The 22,025-nt window shown below is 65.9% G+C and carries 16 protein-coding genes; 9 read left to right on the top strand and 7 right to left on the bottom strand.

The genetic code is table 11. The features are described from left to right. Nucleotide 1: 1 nt before the first annotated feature. Both QQG74_RS03405 and QQG74_RS03400 read right to left on the bottom strand, forming a co-directional pair. Entirely contained in the window at nt 2-1,756 is a 1,755-nt protein-coding gene (locus QQG74_RS03405) for a ThiF family adenylyltransferase (RefSeq protein WP_341718837.1), read from the bottom strand. Continuing rightward, entirely contained in the window at nt 1,753-2,739 is a 987-nt protein-coding gene (locus QQG74_RS03400) for a cyclic GMP-AMP synthase DncV-like nucleotidyltransferase (protein WP_341718836.1), read from the bottom strand. The genes QQG74_RS03405 and QQG74_RS03400 overlap by 4 nt, the downstream gene beginning before the upstream one ends. 314 nt (nt 2,740-3,053) lie before the next feature. On the opposite strand from QQG74_RS03400, the gene QQG74_RS03395 reads away from it, so the two are divergent. Continuing rightward, nucleotides 3,054-3,539 carry a helix-turn-helix transcriptional regulator gene (locus QQG74_RS03395; RefSeq protein WP_341718835.1) on the top strand — a complete coding sequence of 162 codons (486 nt, stop codon included), beginning with the start codon at nt 3,054-3,056 and terminating at the stop codon, nt 3,537-3,539. A gap of 4 nt (nt 3,540-3,543) precedes the next feature. After that, entirely contained in the window at nt 3,544-4,110 is a 567-nt protein-coding gene (locus QQG74_RS03390; RefSeq protein ID WP_341718834.1) for an ImmA/IrrE family metallo-endopeptidase, read from the top strand. A 220-nt stretch (nt 4,111-4,330) separates the two neighbouring features. On the opposite strand, the gene QQG74_RS03385 is transcribed toward QQG74_RS03390, so the two are convergent. The 5 genes from QQG74_RS03385 to QQG74_RS03365 all read right to left on the bottom strand — a co-directional run bounded on the left by QQG74_RS03385 (nt 4,331) and on the right by QQG74_RS03365 (nt 12,690). Beyond that, on the bottom strand, nt 4,331-7,468 hold the full coding sequence (locus QQG74_RS03385; RefSeq protein ID WP_341718833.1) for a DEAD/DEAH box helicase family protein: 3,138 nt from the start codon (nt 7,466-7,468) through the stop codon (nt 4,331-4,333). After that, nucleotides 7,468-8,763 carry a restriction endonuclease subunit S gene (locus QQG74_RS03380; protein ID WP_341718832.1) on the bottom strand — a complete coding sequence of 432 codons (1,296 nt, stop codon included), beginning with the start codon at nt 8,761-8,763 and terminating at the stop codon, nt 7,468-7,470. The genes QQG74_RS03385 and QQG74_RS03380 overlap by 1 nt, the downstream gene beginning before the upstream one ends. Beyond that, a complete protein-coding gene (locus QQG74_RS03375) occupies nt 8,760-10,505 on the bottom strand; it encodes a class I SAM-dependent DNA methyltransferase (protein WP_341718831.1) in 1,746 nt (581 codons plus the stop codon). The genes QQG74_RS03380 and QQG74_RS03375 overlap by 4 nt, the downstream gene beginning before the upstream one ends. 116 nt (nt 10,506-10,621) lie before the next feature. Further along, nucleotides 10,622-11,332, bottom strand: coding sequence for an SDR family oxidoreductase (locus QQG74_RS03370; protein WP_341718830.1), 711 nt, complete (start codon nt 11,330-11,332; stop codon nt 10,622-10,624). Between the two features lie 2 nt (nt 11,333-11,334). After that, nucleotides 11,335-12,690 carry a transcriptional regulator gene (locus tag QQG74_RS03365; protein ID WP_341718829.1) on the bottom strand — a complete coding sequence of 452 codons (1,356 nt, stop codon included), beginning with the start codon at nt 12,688-12,690 and terminating at the stop codon, nt 11,335-11,337. Between the two features lie 610 nt (nt 12,691-13,300). On the opposite strand from QQG74_RS03365, the gene QQG74_RS03360 reads away from it, so the two are divergent. From QQG74_RS03360 to QQG74_RS03330, 7 genes are all read left to right on the top strand, one after another. After that, nucleotides 13,301-13,480, top strand: coding sequence for a hypothetical protein (locus tag QQG74_RS03360; protein WP_341718828.1), 180 nt, complete (start codon nt 13,301-13,303; stop codon nt 13,478-13,480). A gap of 75 nt (nt 13,481-13,555) precedes the next feature. Further along, the gene (locus QQG74_RS03355; protein WP_341718827.1) at nt 13,556-14,191 is read left to right on the top strand and encodes a GNAT family N-acetyltransferase; all 636 of its coding nucleotides are present in this window, start codon (nt 13,556-13,558) and stop codon (nt 14,189-14,191) included. 113 nt (nt 14,192-14,304) lie between these two features. After that, entirely contained in the window at nt 14,305-16,107 is a 1,803-nt protein-coding gene (locus QQG74_RS03350) for a glycoside hydrolase family 3 N-terminal domain-containing protein (protein WP_341718826.1), read from the top strand. After that, on the top strand, nt 16,104-17,186 hold the full coding sequence (locus tag QQG74_RS03345) for an Ldh family oxidoreductase (RefSeq protein ID WP_341718825.1): 1,083 nt from the start codon (nt 16,104-16,106) through the stop codon (nt 17,184-17,186). The genes QQG74_RS03350 and QQG74_RS03345 overlap by 4 nt, the downstream gene beginning before the upstream one ends. A gap of 44 nt (nt 17,187-17,230) precedes the next feature. Next, nucleotides 17,231-18,817: a hypothetical protein gene (locus tag QQG74_RS03340; protein WP_341718824.1), complete on the top strand. Its 1,587-nt coding sequence runs from the start codon at nt 17,231-17,233 to the stop codon at nt 18,815-18,817. Beyond that, nucleotides 18,814-20,946, top strand: a complete 2,133-nt coding sequence (locus QQG74_RS03335) for a hypothetical protein (RefSeq protein WP_341718823.1) — start codon at nt 18,814-18,816, stop codon at nt 20,944-20,946. The genes QQG74_RS03340 and QQG74_RS03335 overlap by 4 nt, the downstream gene beginning before the upstream one ends. 156 nt (nt 20,947-21,102) lie before the next feature. After that, complete coding sequence (locus QQG74_RS03330) at nt 21,103-21,990, top strand: sugar phosphate nucleotidyltransferase (protein WP_341718822.1); 888 nt, start codon at nt 21,103-21,105, stop codon at nt 21,988-21,990. Nucleotides 21,991-22,025: the final 35 nt, after the last annotated feature.

The raw sequence follows: 22,025 nt of genomic DNA, 5'->3' as shown, positions 1-22,025 counted from the left end.
GTTACTCGGCTTCCGTGGCAGGGATGAAGTGATGGTGCGGGCCGCTTCCCGGCGCGTGTGCGACGGCAGCCAGGTGGGTTCCGGACATGGTGGTGTTCAGGTGCTGGGCGAGCAGACTCACGAGGGACGCGGCGACGGCGGCGACGTCGGCTGCGGATCCGTGGAAGGTCGGGACCGAGCATCCTCGGGCCGGCACCATTTCATCTCCTTCGGCGGGCTCTTGCCACAGGCCGTGGAAGCGTTCCAGCGTGCCGTCGGCGAGGACTCGCGGCCCGGCCTGCTGGTCGATGTGAGCCGGTCCGGTCGGATACCCGGAGGCGGAAACGGTCAGCAGGCCCAGGGTTGCGGTGCGAAGATCGGTTGCGGCCATGGCGAGCACCGGCCGGGCGGTGTCGCGTGTCCGGTGGGCCGCCTTATCGAGATAGATGCCGGCACCGTTGTTGATCGTCGCGTCGATGATGAGATCGCAGTCGGGGAGCTTGTGGCAGGTAGGGAATCCTGCGGGATGGCTTTCGACGATCAGATCGTCGCTGATCTGCCGTAGCCGTTGGGCGAGCTGGTCTGCCTTGTTGCCGCCGATGTCGGTCTCGACGTAGTTCTGCCGGACGAGCAAGCCGCCCTGGACCTCGCCGGGGTCGCGCAGGACTATGCGTGCTGCTCCGGCGCGGGCGATGAACTCGGCGATCCAGGAGCCGAGGCCCCCGCATCCCCACACCTCGACGGTTGTGCCGGCGAATCGAGACACGGGACGCGACGCGTCGCGGCGGGAGGCAATCTCGGGTCGTTCGTCGGACACGTGACACCACTCCATCGGGATGCTGGCCGGGATCGCCCGGCTGTTGATCGTCGCCAGTGAACTGCCTTTCCGCATGACCGCGCGCAGGACATCGGCGGCGGGAGCGGGCAACCGGGCGGCCACGAGGTGGTGGCCACCGGCGGAGGCGTGGTGCGGCGAGGCGATGATCAGGTAGAGCGCGGTGCCGTTCGCGTTACGTGTGGCGGTGCGGGCCAGCAGCGTGGCGAGTTGGTCCGCACCGACGTGCCCGGTGCTAGCGACGTGAGCCAGAACCTCAGGCAGGGTGAGACCTGCGCCATAGGGTAGCGCTTCGGGCAGGACGATGACCTGCGCCACGTCGCCCGCGGCTGCGGACGTGGCCCAGCGGTCCAGGTCGAGCCGAGCCGGGGTTCGGGTGTTCAGCGTGGCGCGGAAGAATGCTCTGCCCTGGTCGTGCAGGGGTTTACGCACGACGATCGTCGGCGTTCCGGGCGTGCGGTGCGGCACCCCGCCGACCGGGTGGAACAGGGCGGTGGCCGGGTCGAACCTGGCTGCCGCCGCGTCGGCGAACCAGTTCCACAGCCGGTCGAGGAAGCCTCGCATGCCCAGGTCGGGGTGCCACTCGCGGCTCGTGTCGAGGTAGATGCAGAGCGCACGTCCTAGCAAGACGTGCGCATACCCGGCGAAGCGGGTGTGAGTGACCCATGGCTGCGGTGGTATCCATGGGAAGTCCCGGGGGACGCCGATGACGACGTCCTCGCCCTCTGCGGCCAAGGGCAGGCCGCCCTCGGCTACCGTGAAACTCCCCGTGGCGAGGCGCACCGTCACCACGAGGAGTCCTTGCTCGCGGAGAACCGGTTCGCCGACCAACGTGATCAGGCCGGTGTGGGCGGCGATGATCTCGCGCAGTTCGGCGACTGCCTGCTGCTGACCGAGCGTGGGCCGCAGCTGCGGCTTCCCGGCGGTCTTCTTGCGGGTCACCCGGCCCGGCCGGACCGGACCGGCACCGCAGGAGCGGCCGGGGTAAACGGTCCCGATGCCTGCTTCGGCGCAGGAGCCTTGAAGCCGTCGCCGAACAGGTCCTGCCAGAGCGCGATACTGCTGGTCTTGTCGGTTTCCTCGTACGCCTTGTCGATCGCGGCGGCGTATCTGCTCATCTTGTCGCGGAAGTTGGCGTAGGTGACGTCGTCCCAACGGTGGTCGAACGTGGTGCCGCACTGCGACGGGTCCTCGACGCTCGGTTTGCTGTCGTTCGCCTGAAGCCAGGTGTCAAGGTCGCGGGTGATGTTGCGCAGCGTCGTGGGCACGTCAGCGTAGTAGCCCGGATTCCAGACCGTCTTGTTCGCGTCCACCACGTTGCCGACCAGCGTGGTCAGGATGATCGACCGGACGCCCTGGAAGGTGCCCTTGTGGTCGCGTAGGAACTTCAGCAGGCGGATCACCTTGCGCAGGTTGCCGTCGGTGATGTCGTCCTGGGTGCGCATCCACCTGGTGAAACCGGTTGGGTTGGTGTCCTCCCACTCACCGAGGTCGCGGTTGACGATCACCTCCCGGCCGTCAGGCAGGATCAGGTAGGGCACGATGTCGACGTGGCACAGGTTGGCGTAGGTCAACCTGACGCATCGGCACTTCCTCGATCGCGGCATGTCGCTGTGGGCGCTGCTGCGGCCAAGCGCGGCATACACCTCACCGATGTATCGGCCCTTGTCCTGCGACCACTCCGGGTTCTCATCCAGTTGCAACAGGAAGTCGGCGTCGTACTCCTTTTCCGGCTGAGGCTGGATGATCGTGCGGTGCGCCCAGGAGCCCTGCGCGATCTTGGACCGCACGTACGGGCCGAGGACCGCGTCGTTCTTCAGCGCCCGGTAGATAGCGTCGACCCGGTCATCGAGACGGTCGAGCTTGTACCTGCTCAGGTTGACCGTGTCGGTGAGCAACGTGTCGAAGTACCCGACAAGCTTCATGAGGAGGGGGCCTCCTTGACCCCGCCGAACACATCAATCCCCGAAGGGGTCCGCCGGCCGCCGGCCCGGCCGCTTCACGTTGTCGCCCAGGCACTCAGCGGATGCGTCACCACCTTCGGGGGGACACGAGACTGCAGCCCACGCAGAAGGGAGGCAACCGGGTCTTGACCGAGCTAGCCTGGATCTGAAGCAGATCATACGACGTGTACCTCAGGAGGTACAAATATGAGTTGATCTATTCGTGTCGGGTCACCCAACATGACTGCCGAGGCGGTCGTTACGGTGAGCCTCAACTTCGCGCGGAAGGAGGACGGGTGAGCGAGCCAGTAGACATCGACCAACTCAAGACTCTCGTGGCTGGCGAACGCAAACGGCGCGGGCTTAGCCTGCGCGCTGCGGCTGAACAAGCCGATGTCCCGTTCAACACTCTCGCCCGAGTTGAAAAGGGTCATTTGCCCGACCTTGCCAACTTCCGCCGCATTGTCGAATGGCTGGGCCTCGCGCCCGAGCGGTTCTTCCAGCCAGCCCAGGTCCGCGCGGTGGACACACCTGAGGTGATCGCACACCACCTTGCCCGCGACCCGAATCTGTCCGACGCCGCCGCCGAGAGGATCGCCGGACTGGTACGCGAGCTTTACACCAGCCTCGCCGTGACCAACCGACCCGTCAAAGTTCACCTCCGCGCCGCCAGCACCTTCACCCCCGACGCATCCCGCATGCTCGGCGAGCTGCTCGGCGACATTCAGCACGCACTGACCAACAAACACGACCGCACGCGCCACGACGCTGCGAACGGATAGCGCCATGCGCCGAGGATTCAAGGCCGAAGCCGAAAGGCTCGCCGACCGAACCCGCACCCAACTCGGTCTCCAGCCGTACGCGCCACTGCCGATCCGCAACCTCGCCGAACAGCTCAAAGTCGAGATCTACGCCGCCGACGACCTCATCGACCGCAGCAGAATCGAGCAACTCAACGCCGAACAGCCCGGTGCATTCTCCGCCGCGACCTTCCACCTACCCGACGGCCGCACTGTCGTCGTATACAACCCATGCAGCGACGCCTGCCGCACCAACAGCGACCTAGCACACGAACTAGCCCACCTACTCCTCGCCCACGACGTACGAGAGCTGCAGCAGATCGCCGGCCACACCTTCTTCACCTGCGACCGAGACCAGGAAGACGAAGCAAACTGGCTAGCAGGATGCCTCCTACTACCCCGCGCCCTCCTCCTCAAAGAAATCTACGCCGGAGCGGACGCCGCAGCCGTCGCACAGAAGCACAACGTGAGCCTCCCTATGGCGCGCTTCCGCATCAACACCAGTGGTGTCCTTCTGCAAGCTCGGCGAAGCCGCACCCCCGGAACACGCTAAGCCGAGCCCCGGACGCAACCACGTACCCCCAGCGGGAAATCCCGCGTCCGGCGCTGGTCGCCAACGGGGGACGCGCGGTCGTGCAGGCGGCCCGGGATCACGGCCTGTCGTGGCTGGTGGTCGTCGTCGTGCTCGCCGTGCATGCCGCTGCGGTGCTGCCCGTCCAGCCGCAGCCTGTCGAGGTGTTGGGCATCGATGAGATCCGCCGGGGCTGGCCTACTCACACGTCGGTCTGCTGGTCAATCGCTGCTTCGTAGAAGGCGTCCGCGAGCGCCATGATGACGGCGTTGATGCCTGGACCGTCGCTGAAGAAGTAGTCGGCCATGGTGTTGTGGGCGTCCTGGTTGTCGACGACCGCCTCGGTGACCGCCGCTTGGAAGTCCTGCGACTCCATGAACTGCCGCTTCGAGTTCACCTTGGCCTGGTTGACCAGGCCCGGGTAGGCGAGCAGCCGCTGTACGAGTCCCTGTACGAACTCACGGACCTGGGACGCGGAGAACGACTCGGCCCCGAAGAGGTCGTTCATCTTGTCGATGACGACCTGTAGTGCGACGTACTTCGGCTCCTTCCGGGTGCCGGTGCCCGCAGCGCCGATGCCCTTGAGCTTGCCGTCACCGGTCAGCGAGATGTCGACCGCAGTCGCCTTAGTGTGCTTCACGCCGACCAGGACCACGTCGGAGAGATCGACCTCCGCGGCCCAGGAGGAGTCTGTAATGACCTTCTCCAGGAGCCGAAGGAAGATCGAGAGCATCTCCAGGTACGGGTCGCCGTAGTCGACAATCTGGCTCATGAAGTCGTAGAGCCGGACGTAGGTGGAGACGTCCTTGCGGAACAGGTCGAGGGTGTTGAGGGTGACCTTGTCGTCGGCCTCGATCGCAGCCGCGTAGCGGCGGGCGAAGTCGTTCTTGGCCGGGCTGATCGCGGCCGAGAGCGCGTTGTTGCCCTTGCGGGTGACCCACAACTCGGCTACCTCGCGTACCTGCTCTGGCGTATAGATCCCGGCCTGGGCGAGCTTGTTGGAGAGGTGCACGACGATGTACGGGTCGGTCTCGGTCTCCAGGGTGGCGTTGGTGAAGTACGGCTCGAACGCAGTCCGGATGTCCTCGGGCTTGTTCACAAAGTCGATGACGAACGTCTTGCGTTTCTGCTCCCCGCCCCCCGTGCGGTGGGTGCGGTTGAGCCGAGACAGCGTCTGCACGGCGGTGACCCCGGAGAGCTTCTTGTCGACGTACATCGCCGAGAGAAGCGGCTGGTCGAACCCTGTCTGGAACTTGTTGGCGACCAGCATGATCTTGTACGTCGCGCCCTTGAAGGCGGCGGCCAGGTCCGCGCCGGCGCCGGGGTTCAGCTTGGCCTCGGTGAACTCGTCGTCCTTGCTCGGCTGCGGCCCCCAGTCCGAAGCCCACTCCTCGTCCTCGGCCATCGTCACCGAGTTGGAGAAGGCAACCAGGGTGCGGTAGTTGTACGAGGCGTCCTTGGCAGCCCGCTTGGCGATATAGGCGTCAATCGCCTTCTTGTACTTCACCGCGGCCTTGCGCGAGTCAGTCACGACCATCGCCTTCGCCTTGCCCTCCAGCAAGTGGGCCACGTTGGCGTGGAAGTGCTCGACGATGATCTGCACTTTCTGGCTGATGTTGGTCGGGTGCAGCTTCACCCACCGCATCAGCCCCTTACGCGCCGCGGCCTCCTCCACCACCTCGCCGCCGTCGCCGCTGTCGGCCCGACCGGCGATCTTCAGCGCGGTGTCGTAGGACTGGTAGCCCCTGAGCACGTCGAGGATGTAGCCCTCCTCGATCGCCTGCCGCATCGAGTAGAGATGGAACTCAACCGACGTGCCGTCAGCACCCTTGCGGCCGAACAGCTCCAGAGTCTTGGGCTTCGGCGTCGCCGTGAACGCAAAGTAGGAGATGCGCTCCGACTCGGCTCGCTCGGTCATCTCCGCGGCAAGGATCGCCTCGACGTCGACCTCACCACCCTCCTCGATCTCCTTGACCTCCTCCGCGGTCAACACAGCCCTGAGCTTGCGGGAGATCTGCCCGGACTGCGACGAGTGCGCCTCATCGGCGATCACCGCGAACCGCCGGCCTTTCAACGACGAGTCGGCCCGGATCTCGTCGAGCGCGAACGGGAACGTCTGCACCGTCACCGCGATGATCAGCTCCCCGTTCTTCAACGCGGTCGCCAGCAGCCCGGATTTCGACTTCGCCCCCGCCTTACGCACGTCCTCCGGGCTGATCGTGGCTACGATCTTCCCCGACCCGTCGATCTGCCGAATCGCCTCCTGGAGCTGCCCGTCGAGCACGGTGCGGTCCACGACCACGATCACCGAGTCGAAAACCTTCTCGTCGTTGACGTGCAGCCGCGCCAGCCGGTGCGCGGTCCAGGCGATGGTGTTCGTCTTCCCCGACCCTGCCGAGTGCTCGATCAGGTAGCGATGCCCCACTCCCTCCTCGCGCACTGCGGCCACGATGTTCGTCACGGCCTCCCACTGGTGGAACCGTGGGAACAGCATGCTCGTCCGCCGCACCGACGTCCCGGTGGCGACATCCCACTCCTCCTTGGTCTCCACGATCATCAGCCGGCCGATGATCGTGAGCCAGGCGTCCTTCTCCCAGACCCGCTCCCACAGGTACACCGTCGCCGACCGCCCGCCATCACCCGGCGGATTCCCCGCGCCACTCTCGTGACCCATGTTGAACGGCAGGAAGTGCGTCTTCTCGCCCTCCAACTTGGTGGTCATCGCGGCCAGATCGTTGGAGACCGCGAAGTGCACCAGCGCCCGATGCCCGAACGACAACAGCGGCTCCGGCCGCCCGTTGGTCAGCGGATGCCGGTTCTTGCGGTACTGGTTGATCGCCTCATCGAGAGACTGGGTGAAGTCGGTCTTCAACTCAACGGTGGCCACCGGGAGCCCGTTGACGAAGAAGACCAGGTCGATACTGCGCCGGTCGGCGGTGGAGAAGTGCACCTGCCGCATAACCCGCACCCGCATCGCCGCGTACTGCTCATTGGTGGTCGCGTTCAAGCTGGTCTCGGGCCGAAACTGCGCCATCTTCAACCGACCACCGCCGATGTACTGCACCCCGCTGCGCAGGATGTTCAGCGTCCCGCCCCCATGGTCAAGAGGCTTGTTGAGCGCCGTGGTCAGCACATCGAGGAACTTCGCCTGTGACCCCGCCGCCTTCAACGCCTTCTCGTACGCCGCTTGCTGGGTCTCCTCCAGCCAGGTAAACAGATCCTCGGGGAAGAGCGCCCGCTCCCGGTCGTAGCCAGTGTCGTTTGCCGAGTAGAGCCACCCCTGGGACTCCAGGTACGCGCAGATCTCGGACTCAAAGACGACCTCGTTGTGATCGCCCATCACGCCACTTCCCGTACGTCGATCTGCCCCGTCACCGCCGCGGTGATCAACGCCGCCCGCCGCTCGCGAGCGAGCTCGACGAATCGCCCACTTTCTTCGATGAGCATGTCGATCTTCGCGGTCTGTTCATCTAGGTATGCAGCAATGCGCCTCTGCTCGTCTGCTGGCGGTAGTGCGAACCGAAGATTGTGGAGCGTCGCCGAGGTCAACTGGTTGATCGTCGCCGTCGAGAAGAGACCAGTCTGCGATCGGAATATTTGAGAGTTCAGCACCCAACGTAGATAACCGTTGATCGGCGACCGAAGAACGACCATGAACGCGCCCCAAGTCTGCCCGACAACGGCTTCCGTAGCAACGGCATTCTTTCCGATCAACTTTGGGCTGCCGTTCCGGGCGCAGATTACGATGTCTCCTAACCTTAGGCGAAGGTCAGTAGGGACCTTCCCGTTCACGTAGACGTTGTCGCCCAGGGCCAGTCGTCCGTTTTGGATGTTCCCGGCTCTCAGAACGAGAGTTCCGCCTTCTCCCTCGTCAACAACATCCTCCGGCGCGTAGGTAAGGCCGATCAGGGCACGGCCGACGTTCTTGATACGCACGATCTGCCAATGCTGCGGCACATGGTCCAACGTGGCGACACCAGCGTCGGTCGTTGGAATCCCCGGCTTGAGTCCTCGGGTCACGGTGCGAGTGATGACCGACTCCCGGCGTTCGCGAAGCATCTCGATTAGCCGCTGCTGCTCCTCGATAAGGGTGTCAATGCGGGCGGTCTCGCGGTCGAGGTAGTCGGCGATGGCGCGCTGCTCCTCGAGGGGCGGCATCGGGACCGGAATCGAGCGAAGGGCATCGCGGGAGAGCGACGGAAGCGTGGCAGTCCGGTTGTTGGCCTCGATGTATCCACTAGCCAAACACGCCTTCAAGCAGTAGAGGAGGAAGCCGGGGGCAACGGGACCCCTGCCTCGGAGGCGAGCAACGTGGTTCTGAAAGCCCCAACCGGGAAGATCGTCCCTGAGCAAATAGCTGCGTCCGTAACCCGCGCCGCCCTCGACCACAACGACGTCGTGCTTGCGCAGCGCGTACTGAACGAGTTCCTCCCTGGAGAATGCCATCGTCTTCGTCTCATCGAGGATCAGATGCTCCGGCTGGATAGAGCCGGCGGCAAGGTAGGGGGCAGAGTTGCCGTCACCGGGGTCCTTGCTCGCGTTGAGCATCTTTCCGAGCGCCACGTCGAAGTAATAGCCAAGCGGTGCGGACAACCACCCATCGGGCGGCACGCCGAACCATTCGTCGCGTGTCACTGCTCGACCTCCCGCAGTAGCTCAAGGATCTTGGCGACCTGCTTCTCTAGGTCGGCGTCGATCTCGGCGAGGGGGCGGGGAGGGACATACTTATAGAAATGGCGGGTAAAGGGGATCTCGTAGCCGGTCTTGACTTTGCTCCAGTCGATCCAGGCGTCGGAGACGTGCGGCTTCACCTCGGCGTCGAAGTACGCCCGGATGACCTCGACCTTGCCAGCCACACCGGTGGTCGAGCCGCCGTAGGTGAATGGGACGTTCTCAGTGTCGCGCTTCTTGGTGTCCGGCTTGGGCTTGCCCTTGCGGTCGACGACGGGGTTGCCGGACTCGTCGAGGAGAGGCCGTTCCACGGTGACGGTCCAGTAGCCGAACTCGTCAGTGCGCAGCACCTTGGAGTAATCCGGGTCAGCATCGGTGAAGTCGGAGTACAACTCCACCGCCCTGGCTCGATCTGCATCGCTGATCTCGCGGCCCTTGGAGCCGAGGCTCTTGCGCATCTTGGTCCAGAACGACGTGCCGTCGATGAGCTGGACCAAGCCCTTGCGGTCGGGGTGCTTGGTGTTGTCGAGAATCCAGATGTAGGTCGCGATGCCGGTGTTAAAGAACATGTTGGTCGGAAGCGCGACGATGGCATCGACCAGGTCATTCTCCAGTAGCCATTTGCGGATGTTAGAGGGGCCGGACTCGGCGGCGCCGTTGAAGAGCGGCGAGCCGTTCATCACGATCCCGGCCCGGCCGCCGCCGTCCTCCGGTGCCCGCATCTTATGAACCAGGTGAAGCAGGAAGAGCATCTGCCCGTCCGAGGTCGCCGGGAGGCCGGGGGCGAACCGGCCGTAGGGGCCCGCTTCGTCGCGCTCCTTCGTGACCGCCTTGGCGTACTGCTTCCAGTCGACGCCGTAGGGCGGGTTCGACATGCAGAAGTCGAACTGACGGCCCTTGAAGGTATCATCGGTCAGCGTGTTACCGAAGGCGATGTTGGTCGCATCGTGGCCCTTGGCCAGCAGGTCGGACTTGCAGATCGCGTACGACTGCGGGTTGTACTCCTGGCCGTACAGGCGCAGCTTCGCGCCGGGGTTCTGTGCAAGCAGGTGCTCTTCGGCCAGGGCGAGCATACCCCCAGTGCCCGCAGTGGGGTCGTACAGCGAGCGGACGATGTCGGCCTCGGTCAGGTCGGCGTCCTTCTCGGCAAAGAGAAGGTCGACCAGCAGCCGGATCGCGTCCCGCGGGGTGTAGTGGTCGCCGGAGGTCTCGTTTGCGGCCTCGTTGAACTTGCGGATGATGTACTCGAACGCATCGCCCATGTCGGCGTTGGAGACGACGTCCGGATGCAGGTTAACGGCTCTGAAGGACGTGATGACCTCGCGCAAGAGCCCCGCCTTCTCTAGGGCGAGGATCTCCTTCTTGAAGTCGAAGTACTGGAACACGTCGACATCAGGCGAGAAGCGGTCGATGTAGTCGGCCAGGTTGTCCGCCAGCCCATCGGCGTCAGCCAGCAGGTTGGCGAAGGAGTAGTTCGAGATGTTGTAGAACGGCCTGCCGGTCGCCTTCTTGACCTCGATCTTGAGCCGGTTGGGGTTGTCGTACTTCGCCGCCAGCGCACGTACCGTCTCCCGGTCTGGCTCAAGGATGCAGTCGAGGCGTCGCAGGATTGTGAGCGGGAGGATCACGTTGCCGTACTGGTTGGGGCGGTAGGGGCCCCGAAGCTGGTCCGCGATCGACCAGATGAAACTACCGAGCGCGCTCACAAGGCTCCTTACGAGAATCACTCAACGACAGATGCTGAACGCCCAGCGCAAGCCCATGCGTGCCGTCCGAGCAGGCGGCGGCGCACAGCCTGCAGCTGATGCCTCACGGATGTCTTCTACCAGTCAATCAGCGTCCGATCGGCGAACAGACCGCCCGTCGGTCCGTCTGGCGGCAGAGTGGCGAGCCACACGGGGGTGTCGGCCCCTTCCGCTGGCGTTCGATCGGTCTCGCCGTACGCCATTCGGGTGTTCATGCGTCCCGGTGAGCATGCGTTGACCAGGATGCCGGTGCCGGCCAACTCTGCCGCGAGAACCCGGGTCAGCGCATTCAGAGCCGCCTTGGACACCCGGTAGGAGACGTTGGTGTCGCCCATCGTGGCCAGCGAGGCGAGGTGGCTGCTGATGTTGACGATGCGGCCGTAACCGTTCTTCCTCATCTCCGGTACGGCGGCAGCGCAGCAACGCCAGGCACCCAGCAGGTTGGTGTCCAGTGCGCTGCGGATCCGCTCGAAGTCAGGGCTCGCCGCTAGCTGACCTCGGTCGATCGCGATGCCGGCGTTGTTCACCAGCACATCCAGCCGGCCGTGTCGCTTAGCGGTGTCGGCGAAGGCGCGCGCCACACTCGCCGGGTCGTTGACATCGAGCTGGTGGCTGCTGGCGGCTAGTCCGTCCTTCAATAGTTCGGACACCACGCGGTCGACGGAATACTCGTTCCGACCAGCCACCACCACGTGCAAGCCTTGCTCGGCCAGCTTCCGGGCGATGGCTGCGCCGAGCCCACGGTTGGCGCCCGTCACCACAGCGACCTTGATGCTGTCGTCAGCCATGATCAGGCCCCCAGGGTAGCGAGCTGGTCGTCGAGTTCGCGAGCGCGCGGGTCGGTCTTGGCAAACGGGAGCCGTTGCCGTGCTCGAACAACGCGGCGCATATTCCGTTCCGATGGTGCCTCACGGATCAGCGGTATCGCCTCCGCGACGAGCGACGTGGCTTGGTCGGCGTCCCCGAGCTGCGCCTGCGCGGACGCGCGACGGATCAGGTACGTGGCACGATCCCGCACCTTGGTGGCTGGGACCAGCCGCAGCGTACGACTGAGGTACGCATCGGCTTCTCTCGGTCGGCCCAGATCCAGGTAGCAGGTCCCGACCTGGGCATTGAACTCGGACTCATCGAAGTACCCGAGAAACGCGGGTTCCGTGTCGGTCGACGCTACGCGACCGAACTCGACGTCGGCCTGCTGAAGGAGGCGTTCGCAGGCTGCGCCGTCCCCGATCGCTGCGTGAGCCCTGGCCTCCCGTAGCGCCAGCATCGCGGCGGCGCGCGGGGTGGCCCCTTTGGCACCCTCGTGGGCGCTCTGCGCCAGGTTCAACGCCTCTAGGGGGCGGCCGAAGTCGTAGCACTGCAGGCTCATCGATTTAAGGATGTTCGCTCCCAGCAGGCGGTCATCGGCGGCATGTGCGGCGTGTAGCGCGGCAAGCCAGTAACGCTGCGCCGCCGCATGCAGGCCAGCATCGAACGACGCCCAGCCCGCCATCCGGCCAAGTTCTGCCGCCAAGGCGTACAGTCGCTGACCCACTGCGGCCGTGTAGGCGGATCGGTCGAGGACATCCACCACCATGCCGAGTTCGGCGTGGATGAGGATTCGGGCTCGGTCACCGCCTCGGGTTGCTTCCAGGAACCGCAGTCGCGGAAGGCCCTCCTCCATCCGTTCGATCAGGTCGGCGGTGACCTGACCGCCTCGCAGGACGGCGACGAGCTCTCGGGGTTCGATGGTCAGCCACGCTTCGGCGATGCCGGCCAGCGGCACGCCTGTGATCTTCATGAAGGCACGGCGGTCCACGTGCGCGTACTCCAATGCGTTGACGAGTGCCTGTAGTCCACCCGGCTGAGTCCATCCAAACGAGGTCGGAATCGCGTCACCGTCGGGGAGCCACTGCGGCCATGGTGCCTCGCGTACCCGATCTTGCGAAACGTCGAGTTCGGCGGCGAGGGCGAGCTGGCTTTCGATGTCGGGGACCACACCCCAGTGCTCCCACCGCCATGCCTTCTCCCGTCGAGCGGCCATGTTCCGGCTGCGCTTCGCGATCACGCCAACCACATCCTGGTACGTCCAACCTCTCGCAGCGCGCACAACGCTGAGCGGGTGGATGAGCCGGTCCCGATCGGATGCCGGTAACTGCGACGCCATCGCTGACCTCCTCGATGCGTAAGCACTGTAATGCGCGCCCGCGCGTCCGTTGAAGATCAACGACGGAGGTCCGGCGAGAGACAACAGCGAGACTACGCCCCGGACCTGTTCAACCGCGTCATTGCCCGGTTGGCTGTGGTTGCCGGATCGCGTAACGGAGAGATCACCGAAAGTGCGGGAGGCAAGGGTGCTTTACGGAGCCAAGGTCAGCCTTCCCAACTCGATCGGCGGCTCAAACGTCGTACGCATGGTGCCGACAAAGCCGTGCCGGCCGATTCACCAGGGAGGACATCCTATGGCCCCGGCGACTGCTGGATACCGGACGGAGGCGCCCGTGGTGGGCCTGGGAGATTCGCGCCTGGCCAACCTCGCTGCCGTCGTCTACCGAGCGCACCCTGCGACCTCGCAGGGTTGTGGGTGCGGCCGGTCGGCATGCCGTTCCCGGTTGCACGCCTTGAAGATCCTTGCCGCGATGGTAGGGGGCAGGAACACGCCTAGCCACCTCTACCCGTTGTGGGGTCGGTTGGTGTGCAACGGCTGTGATCTGCCGCTATGTCCGCTCGAATCTGTTGACCGGCGACGCTGCTATCGCTCGGCGTGCGGATGCCGGATGCAGCTGGTCGACGCGGCGACGGTCGAGCGATTGACGTACGAGGCACTGGAACGGCGCGGCCTCGCTCCTGCTGAAGGTGTAACCGAGCCGGCGTGGGGTGCGCTTTTCGCGCACACCCTAGCCTCCGTCGGAATCGGCGCTACGCCGGAGGACTTGCAGTTCGTCTGGCGCGTCTGAGGCCCCTGCCCGTCGTCGCTGCCGGGGAGGGCGTGGCGGCGGGCAGGACAAACAAACGTAAGGAGTCGCATCTCCATGCGCACCACCGCGCACGTCAGCGTGCGGCATGCCGCCCTTGCCGACGCGCCGCCTCTCACCAGCACGCTCGTCAGCGCGCTGGTCAACACACCGGACACGGCATGGTTCATCCCAGACGACGACGCCCGCCGTGCCGTTTTCGCCGAGCTCTGCGCCGGGCTGATCGACTACGTCCTCGGCAATGGCGGCGGCATGGTCTACACCGTCGAGGACCGAAGCGCTGCCGGCATCTGGTATCCGAGTACCAGCACTCTACCGAGCCTGGTCACCTTCCTCAGCCGCGCTCACGCCCACAGCCCTGCTGGCGAACGCATCCGCCAAGCCGAGGCCGTGCTCGCCGCGCACAGCCCCGCCATCCGACATCACCGCCTCGGCTACCTGGGCGTCACACCTGACCGTCAACGCAGCGGCCTGGGTACCGCCTTGCTGCGCCATCGACACGCCACGTTCGACTCCGCAGGCATTTCCTCGTATCTCGTGGCAACGAGTCCCGGCAGCCGGGATCTCTTCGCACGTCACGGCTACCGACTCATGCACCGTGCGCCGATCCGGCTGCCGCACGATGGCCCAACCTTCTGGCCGATGTGGCGCCAGCCCCGCTCGGGCCATGCGCACCCTCGGAACCCGAGGTGACCGGCTCTTCCATATGACCAACGGTTTCCGCACGAGGAAGGGCGTGAATTTCACCTGACCACAGCGGCGGCAACAAACTTCAAACTCCCGAACCCCTTCAGCTTTGGAGCGCCATGACGAGTTCTGCGGCCAGCGATATTCGTGCACGCTACAGCGACGGTTGGCCCATACGGTGGATCGCTGCCGAGATGGGTCGTTCCTATGGCTACGTGCGCGGGCAATTACGCGAAGCTGGAGTTTCGTTGCGTCCGCGCGGCGGCACGCCACGACTCCGGAAGGACGATCCTGGGAACAGCCCATTCTCCCGGTTCGACGATTTCCAGCTCGTGGCACTTGTACGTAAGCTGCTCCGGCCCGGATTCCGACCTCTGATATTTGATTCGGAGGCACGGCGCATCCAGGCGTGGTTCGGTACGGGTTTGGGCCGATTGACCAAGTCGACAGTGCCTGCTGGAGCGAACCTGCGCAGGATTCTCGCCTCGGCGCTCGGTGCAGATCCGCTGATGCTGATGGTCAACCAGGAAGGCGGGCGGTTCAACGGGCTGGACTGGCCGGACGTGACGCTACTGCCCGGAGCGATGGCCCTGGGTGCGTCCGGCGACCCTGAGCTCGCACGGGAAGTCGCTGTCGCTGTCGCTGAGCAGTTACGCGCTCTGGGGGTCGCCTGGAATCTGGCGCCGGTGTGTGACCTCTATGGCCCTGACGGCAACCCGGCGCTCGGTACCCGCTCGTTCGGCAGTGACCCGGAACGGGTAGCCGCACTCGTCGCTGCCTGGGTGAAGGGCACGCAAGCGGCGGGAGTCGCCGCGACCGCGAAGCATTTCCCCGGCCTGGGTGGCGGCGTCGATCCACACACCGGCATCTCAGCCGTCAAGAGTCTGCCGGGCGGTGCCCTGCTGCCCTTTCAGGAGGCCATCTCGGCCCAGGTCGGCGCGGTGATGGTCGGCAGCCAGTCCGTTGCCGACATCGACCCCGGCGTTCCCGCCCTGTTCTCCCCAAAGGTCGTCGAAGATCTCCTCCGGGACCGGTTGGGTTTCACCGGGGTAGTCGTGACGGAAAACCTGTCGATCCCGGCGGTGATCCGTCATGCGGGCGGCATCGGCGAGGCAGCGGTACGAGCCATCGAAGCGGGCGCTGACCTGCTGCTTCTCGACTCGGAGATCGGTCGCCGCAAGCCAGAGCATGCGGTCCGGGAATCCAACACCGTCCTTGCGATCCGCCGAGAGGCAGTCGTCGCCGCGGTGATGCGAGCCGTCGAGACGGGCCGGCTCACCCGTGAGCGGTTGGCTGCCTCTGTCCGCCGAGTGGACGCGCTCACGGCACGGTTCGCGATAAGCGATCCGGGAGAGCTTCTGGACGAACAGACGTGGCAGGACGCCGACCGTCGCGCGGCAGCTGCTGCTCTTCGTGTCGCCCGATCGGCCGTGACCGTGGTCCGCGCCGATGCGGACGCTCTGCCGCTGCGGCTGTCCCCGAGCGGGGTGGTGGGCGTGGTTCGCATCCCGCCCGCGTCGAAACTCCGCGCCGACACCTCTTGGCGAGCCCCATTCACCTTGCCGAACGCGCTTCAAGAACACCACGCCCGAGTGCAGTTCGTGGACGTGCCGGAGCCCGGGGATGCACTACCTGCCGCCACAAGCATCAATCGGTGGGAGGCAGCGGTGGTGGTGACCCACAACGGTTGCCACAGCAGCGCAGACCATCTCGCGGTGGCTCGCAAGCTGTCCGCAAAGCCGTTCCCGATCATCCATCTGGCGACCGGCGACCCGGTCGACCTCGCAGAGTCCCCAGCGCAGGTCACCATCGCCAGCTACAGCCCAGACCCGGCCAGCATCCGCAGCGTCGCGCACGTGCTCTTCGGTGCCCGAGCCACGGGCATACTGCCTTTCCGTTCTCCGGTCTGGGACAAATCATGACCCCCGACCATGCGCCAGCCGACGGCAGGGAGCGCTGGCCTACGCGGCGGGTCCCGGTCGACCGGTTGGTCGAGTATGTGACCGCCTGCTACCTGCAGGTTGGAGTGCCGGCTCGCGCGGCGCGTACGGTGGCGCGGTCGCAGGTTGACACCGACCGACGCGGGGTGGTGTCGCACGGCACCCGGCTCACCGGTGGGTACCTAGCGAAGCTGGCCGACGGTCGGCTAAATCCCCGGCCCCGGATTCGGCTGATCAACCGCAACGGGGTGTGTGCGCGGATGGATGCAGACCTGGCGGTCGGGCCGTGGGCGGCAGCCATCGCGGTTCGGTACGCGGTCACCATCGCCACCCGTGGCGGGGCAGCGGTAGTCGCCCTCGCCGGTTGCGGACACATCGGAGCTGCCGGCTCACCGGCCCTGCACGGCGCCCTCGCCGGGGTGCTCACCATCGTGGTGGGACAGACGGGCAAGGCAAGCGTGGTCCCGTTCGGGGCCACTGAGGCAGTGTTGGGCAACACTCCGCTGGCCGTCGCCGTACCGAACGGAGGCCGGCCCCCGATCCTGGTCGACCTTGCCTGCGGTACGGCCTCGTGGGGCGCAGTGTCCGCGCATGCCACTGCTGGGCGCCTCCTACCTCCCGGCTGGGCGTACGCCGTAGACGGTCAACCCACCCGCGACCCGCACCGCGCAGCGGTCCTGCGGGCGTTCGGCGGCGCGAAAGGCTCCGCGTTGGCGGTGACCGCCGAGATCCTCGCCGGCGCGTTCACCGGCTCCACCGCCCTGCCATCTGGCGAGCGCCGCGGTCTGTTAGCCATCACGATCTCGCCCGATGCGCTCGGAGTCGCCGACAAGCTCGGCATCAACCTCGACCAGCTCGCGCGGGCGGTCCGCAGCGCACGCCCATCTTCGACGGAATCGGCCCCTCGAATGCCCGGGGACCGGGCCTGGCAGACCGTCGCCGACGCCGATTGGCACGGCATCCCGCTCGGCGATGAGCACCTGGCCTCATTGATCGAGGCCGGTCACGCACACGGCGTGGATCCAACTTCCCTGACCGAGTCCCTCACCGGAATGCCGTAACCGCATCTGCCGGTCGTCCCGCAACGAACCCCTCTGGAGGAACGATGCCCAACAACACACGGCCAATCCCCGCTTCCGGCCTACACAGCCCGGCCACACGAGCGTCCCTCATCGGCCGGCTCACCGACCGGCGTCCGCTGACCGACCCCTACCTGGCCGTCGAGACCGCCCGACTCGCCCATGTCACTGACCAGCCTGCCAGCAACGCCCTGGACGCCGCGCTCACCACCGTGACCGCCGACCGGATGATGCACGAGCCCCCCGGACGCCGAGTACCGTTCCTCGCTGCCCCGGCCCGAATCATCCGCCCGTTGACGGAACGCTACGGCCTCGACCAGGCCGACTGCGACGCGTTGCGATTCGCGGTCAACCTGTCCTTCGAGTACCCGGGCATTGTCGGCAGCGCGGGTGCGCCGCTGGCACTCAAAGCCGAGCCTGACCCCGGGTACCAGCCAGTGATGCCCGCTTCCGAGATCCTGGCGCTACAACGCACGGCCGGTGCCGACGGGTTGAACACCTCCTACCTGGTGTCGCAGATGAAGGGTGGGATGAGCGTCGACATGGGCATCGGCTGCCCGCTGATGTGCGCCTACTGCTACCGGCGCGAGGGCGACACCGTCAGCGGCTACCTCGGCTCCTGGACGCCGGTCGAGTTCATCACCGCCGATGAGGCAATCAACCGGCTGCTGGCTCATCCATGGTTCACCCCGCACGTGACCCCGGTCGGTCTGCACATGTCCACCTCGGAGGCGTTCATTCCGCAACTCTGGCCCCGCACCCTCCAGGCGCTACGTCGGATGGATGAGCTGGGCTTGACCAATCGGGTCAGCTGCATCACCAAGTACGGCCTCAACGACGAGCAAATCGCCGAGCTGGAGGGCCTGCGCAACGTAGACCTGGACATCAACGTCTGCTACGCGGCCATGCCAGAAAGTGTCGAGCCACCCAACCGGACCAAACGCCTCGACTTCCTGCGTCGTGCTCTGCAGTCACGCCTCAACGTGCTGGCCTACTACCGGCCCATCGCCGAAGGGCTCAACACGACCGACGCACACATCCGCTCCGTATGGGAGACCTTCAAAGATGCCGGCGCCCGGGTCGTCGTCCTCGGCGGGCTCAAGTTCTCCGACGATCACGTCAACTCGTTCATGTCCTACGGCCTTCCTCTGCCAGCAGGCAGCTTCACCGCCGGAAAGAAACTCCTCACCGCCGACACGGAACGGCGGATCATGACGATCTTCGACCAGGTGTACGCAGACGTGCCGGAGCCGGATCGACCCGCCGTACTGAAGCGCTCCTCCTGCGGACGCGTCGTGGTGCGCGGCAGCTACCTGCCCGACTACAACGCCCACCACGACCAGCCGGAGGTCAACTGCCGACTACGGTGCCCGCTTACCCAACACGCCGTCTGCGCCACCGCGACAACACCGACACCCGACGAGGTCCGCCAGCTCATCGTCCGCATCGGCCGGCCGCACACGCCATTCACCATCACAGGCGGCTCCGTGGTGATCCACGGCGAGCTCAACCCGTTCGAGCGTACGTTCCTGCGCCAGAACCTCCTCTATCCGGTCGACACCGAAGCCCAAGCCGCCACCAAGATCACCCGCGTGCTCCAGGTGGCGCGATGAGCCCGACCTCGACCACCGTCAGCCCGCTGTTCACCCGGGCCGCCCCGACTGACGACTACCGCACCCTCGCCACGGTCCTGGCCCAACAGTGCACCGACATCAGCGCGCTACGTTCCTTGCTCACGGTCACCGAGCCGGAGACGGCAGAGCAGGTTGTCCACGCTCTCGACGTCCGCACGGACCTGCCCATCAGGATTCTCACCGCATTGGTCGCAGCCCGCCCCGACCTGCGTGCCAGCACAGGCCGGCTGCGCGCCCTGCTGTTCCCCACCACGACCGGCTGCCACCGATTCGCCCGCACGATCGCGGCGCTCGAACACCGACCAGACATGATCGATGCCGAATTCGTCGCCACCTCATCCTTCGCCCGACACGCCGGCGAGGCGGACCCCGAGGCGCTGATGCAGGCCCTCGCGGGAACCTTCAAGTGTCGTCCGCTCACGCCGGACCGACTGCCCACCATGCAGGCCCTCCTATCCGCGCGCCAACAGACCGCACCCGACCCGTTCACCGACCGCGCGGCAGCGCTGGTGGCCCGAACCGTGCACACCACGCTCGTCCAACCCCTTGCCACGGCGCGAGACGGGTTCATTGCCTGGTGCGCCGCCGGTAACGGTGGCCTCACGCGGGTCGCCGAGACCCTCCTCGACGGCCTGGAATCCTCCGCGGGTACCCCTTGGGGCGTCGCCGCCGCCATGGCCATCGTCACGACCTTTCAGCGGCAATCACCCGTACCGGACGGGCACGCGCCGGCCCTGGTCGAGGAGTGGGAGGCGGCTTGGCAGGCCAACGTCACCACGCCGGATGGGGCGGTATGGGAACCTCACCAGCGGGTGCTCGTCACCGCATACCAACTGCTCACCGAGCACGCCCGGACCCACGCCGGAACCCCCATCACCTGCTGGGCGATCGATACGGCCGGGAGAACCTTGCTGCATGCCGTCGCCGACCGGCTCACCGGCTATCAGGGGCTACGCCCCCTCGACCACTTCACCGACGACGCGGTCCTGCTCGCTTTCGCCCGCGGCCTGAGCAAGCTCCGACGTGACCGGATACCCGACGACCTACACCTCGCCGGGTTCATGGCCGCCGTCAAAGCCGCCCGATCCAAGAATTCCTTCATCGATACCGAGCAGCCCATCCACATCGGCATCGTCGTTCCCACGCGCGGCGAGAGCGCGCGATTGGAGTCCCCTACCCCGAGCAACCCGCACGGCCAGGACGCCGCCCGGGTCAAGCTCGCCCAGCTTGCCTGGCTCACCGACACCACACCCGACGCCAAGGTCGGACTGCTCTTCGTCGATGAGGACCCGACCGGCGAGTCAGCTCAACGTCTCCGGCAGCTCCTCGCCAGCAACCCGCCCACCCCCAGGATCTCCATCACCATTGCCCGCTACCCGTACGGCACGTCTACGACCACCAGTGAGGGCAACGTCGAGCCTGCGATCCAGCCCGCCAGCAGCCCGGACAACACTGCGAAGGGCGGCGCGGTGCTGTGGGGACTGACCCAACTCGCCGGTGTCGGATACCCCGCCATCTTCTACACCGACCTCGACCTCACCTATCCGCTCGACCAGGCCGGCCTACTCCTCCGCTCACTCGCCACCGATCCCAACGTGGGCGCGGCAATAGGCTCTCGCCGCACCCCAGACGCCTACGGTTACTACCCGGCCAGCGGTCCAAACCGCACCAGCCAGCTCTACCAACAGGCCGTCGCGGAACTCCTCGACCTGGATCACGTGACCGACCCGCAAGCCGGATTCAAAGCCTTCCCCGCCGACCTACTCCGCGAGATCCTGCCCGCCACCCGCGACCGCCACCTCAGCTTCGACACCGAGTTGCTCCTGCTGACTCGACTCGCCGGACGACGCATCGCCGAAACCGGCGTCGGCGCCCTGCACCGATACGTCGACGGCATGGTCGGCACACCCCGCGACTACGACACCATGCTCGCGCGAGTCCGCCAGCAAGCCCACGACCACCACCTCGACCCCGAACGCCGGCCCACCCCAACCTTGAACCACATCACCAGCTCCGGCGGCATCACCCCGGCATCCCAGATCTCCGCAGACACCGCCACCCGCCTCACCATCCGACCGGCCGCACCTCGCCAACGGCCACGAACCTGACAGACGCGGCCCTGTACGTCACCACGCCGCCCACGGCGATCCCCTGACGCACCGGCGGGCGACGGTGCAAGCCGCGCCCACCAATTGCGCTGGTTCAAAGCGTCCCGACGACAACCAACCCCGATCCGTCATACATGGACACCCGCTACCCACCCCTTGCGTACACTGGCGATCTACGCAGCCAGAAATCGCGAAGGGGAAGACCAACCCGTGGTAACGAAAGCCATCATCGCCGTTGCTGGATTCGGCAGCAGAATGCTTCCCGTCGCGAAAACCATCAACAAATGCATGCTACCCATCCTCAACAAACCTGTCGTGCAATATGCCGTCGAAGACTGCGTACGCGCCAACATCAGCCAAATCGCCATCGTCACCGCGCCCGGCCAAGCCGGTTCGCAGGTACGCCACTACTTCACCGCCGATCCCGACACCGAGGCGTACTTCCACCAACGCGGCTGGGACGACAAGTGGACGCCCGCAGCCCACCTCCAAGACCTCGCCGACTTCGCCTTCATCGAGCAGCCCCGCGATGACCGATACGGCACCGCCGTACCCGCGATGATCGCCCGAGACTTCATCGGCGACGACGACTTCCTGCTCCTGACCGGCGACGACCTTCTCCTGCGGCACGACGGCGGCAGCGACCTCGCCGATCTCGTTGCCCGCCGCCAGCAGGCCGGCACACCAGCCGCACTCGCCGCAGCCACCGTCGACGGCAGCCAAGCCCACCGATACGGCGTCCTGTCCACCCGCAACCACGACGCCGACACGCACATCCTCACCGGCATGATCGAGAAACCCCAGGACTGGCAGAAGCCCGTCTGCTACATCAACATCAGCCGCTACCTACTACCCGGCGAAATCACCAGCTACTTCGACCAACTCGCGCCGAACCCCGTCAACGGCGAATACCAGACGACCGACGCCATCGAGGCGTACGCCACCGAACACGAAGTCCTCGTCTCACCCACCACCGGCAGCTACTACGACTGCGGCAACGTCACCGGTTGGCTCGCGGCGAACAATGCCGCCGCTAAGCTATAGAAGCACCCACAACGCCGCCACAGAATGACTTTTAC

It is taken from the genome of Micromonospora sp. FIMYZ51, assembly GCF_038246755.1.
Taxonomy (GTDB): Bacteria; Actinomycetota; Actinomycetes; order Mycobacteriales; family Micromonosporaceae; genus Micromonospora.
Note: the sequence above shows the minus strand (reverse complement) of the source record. Positions and strands in the feature narration are given on the sequence as shown.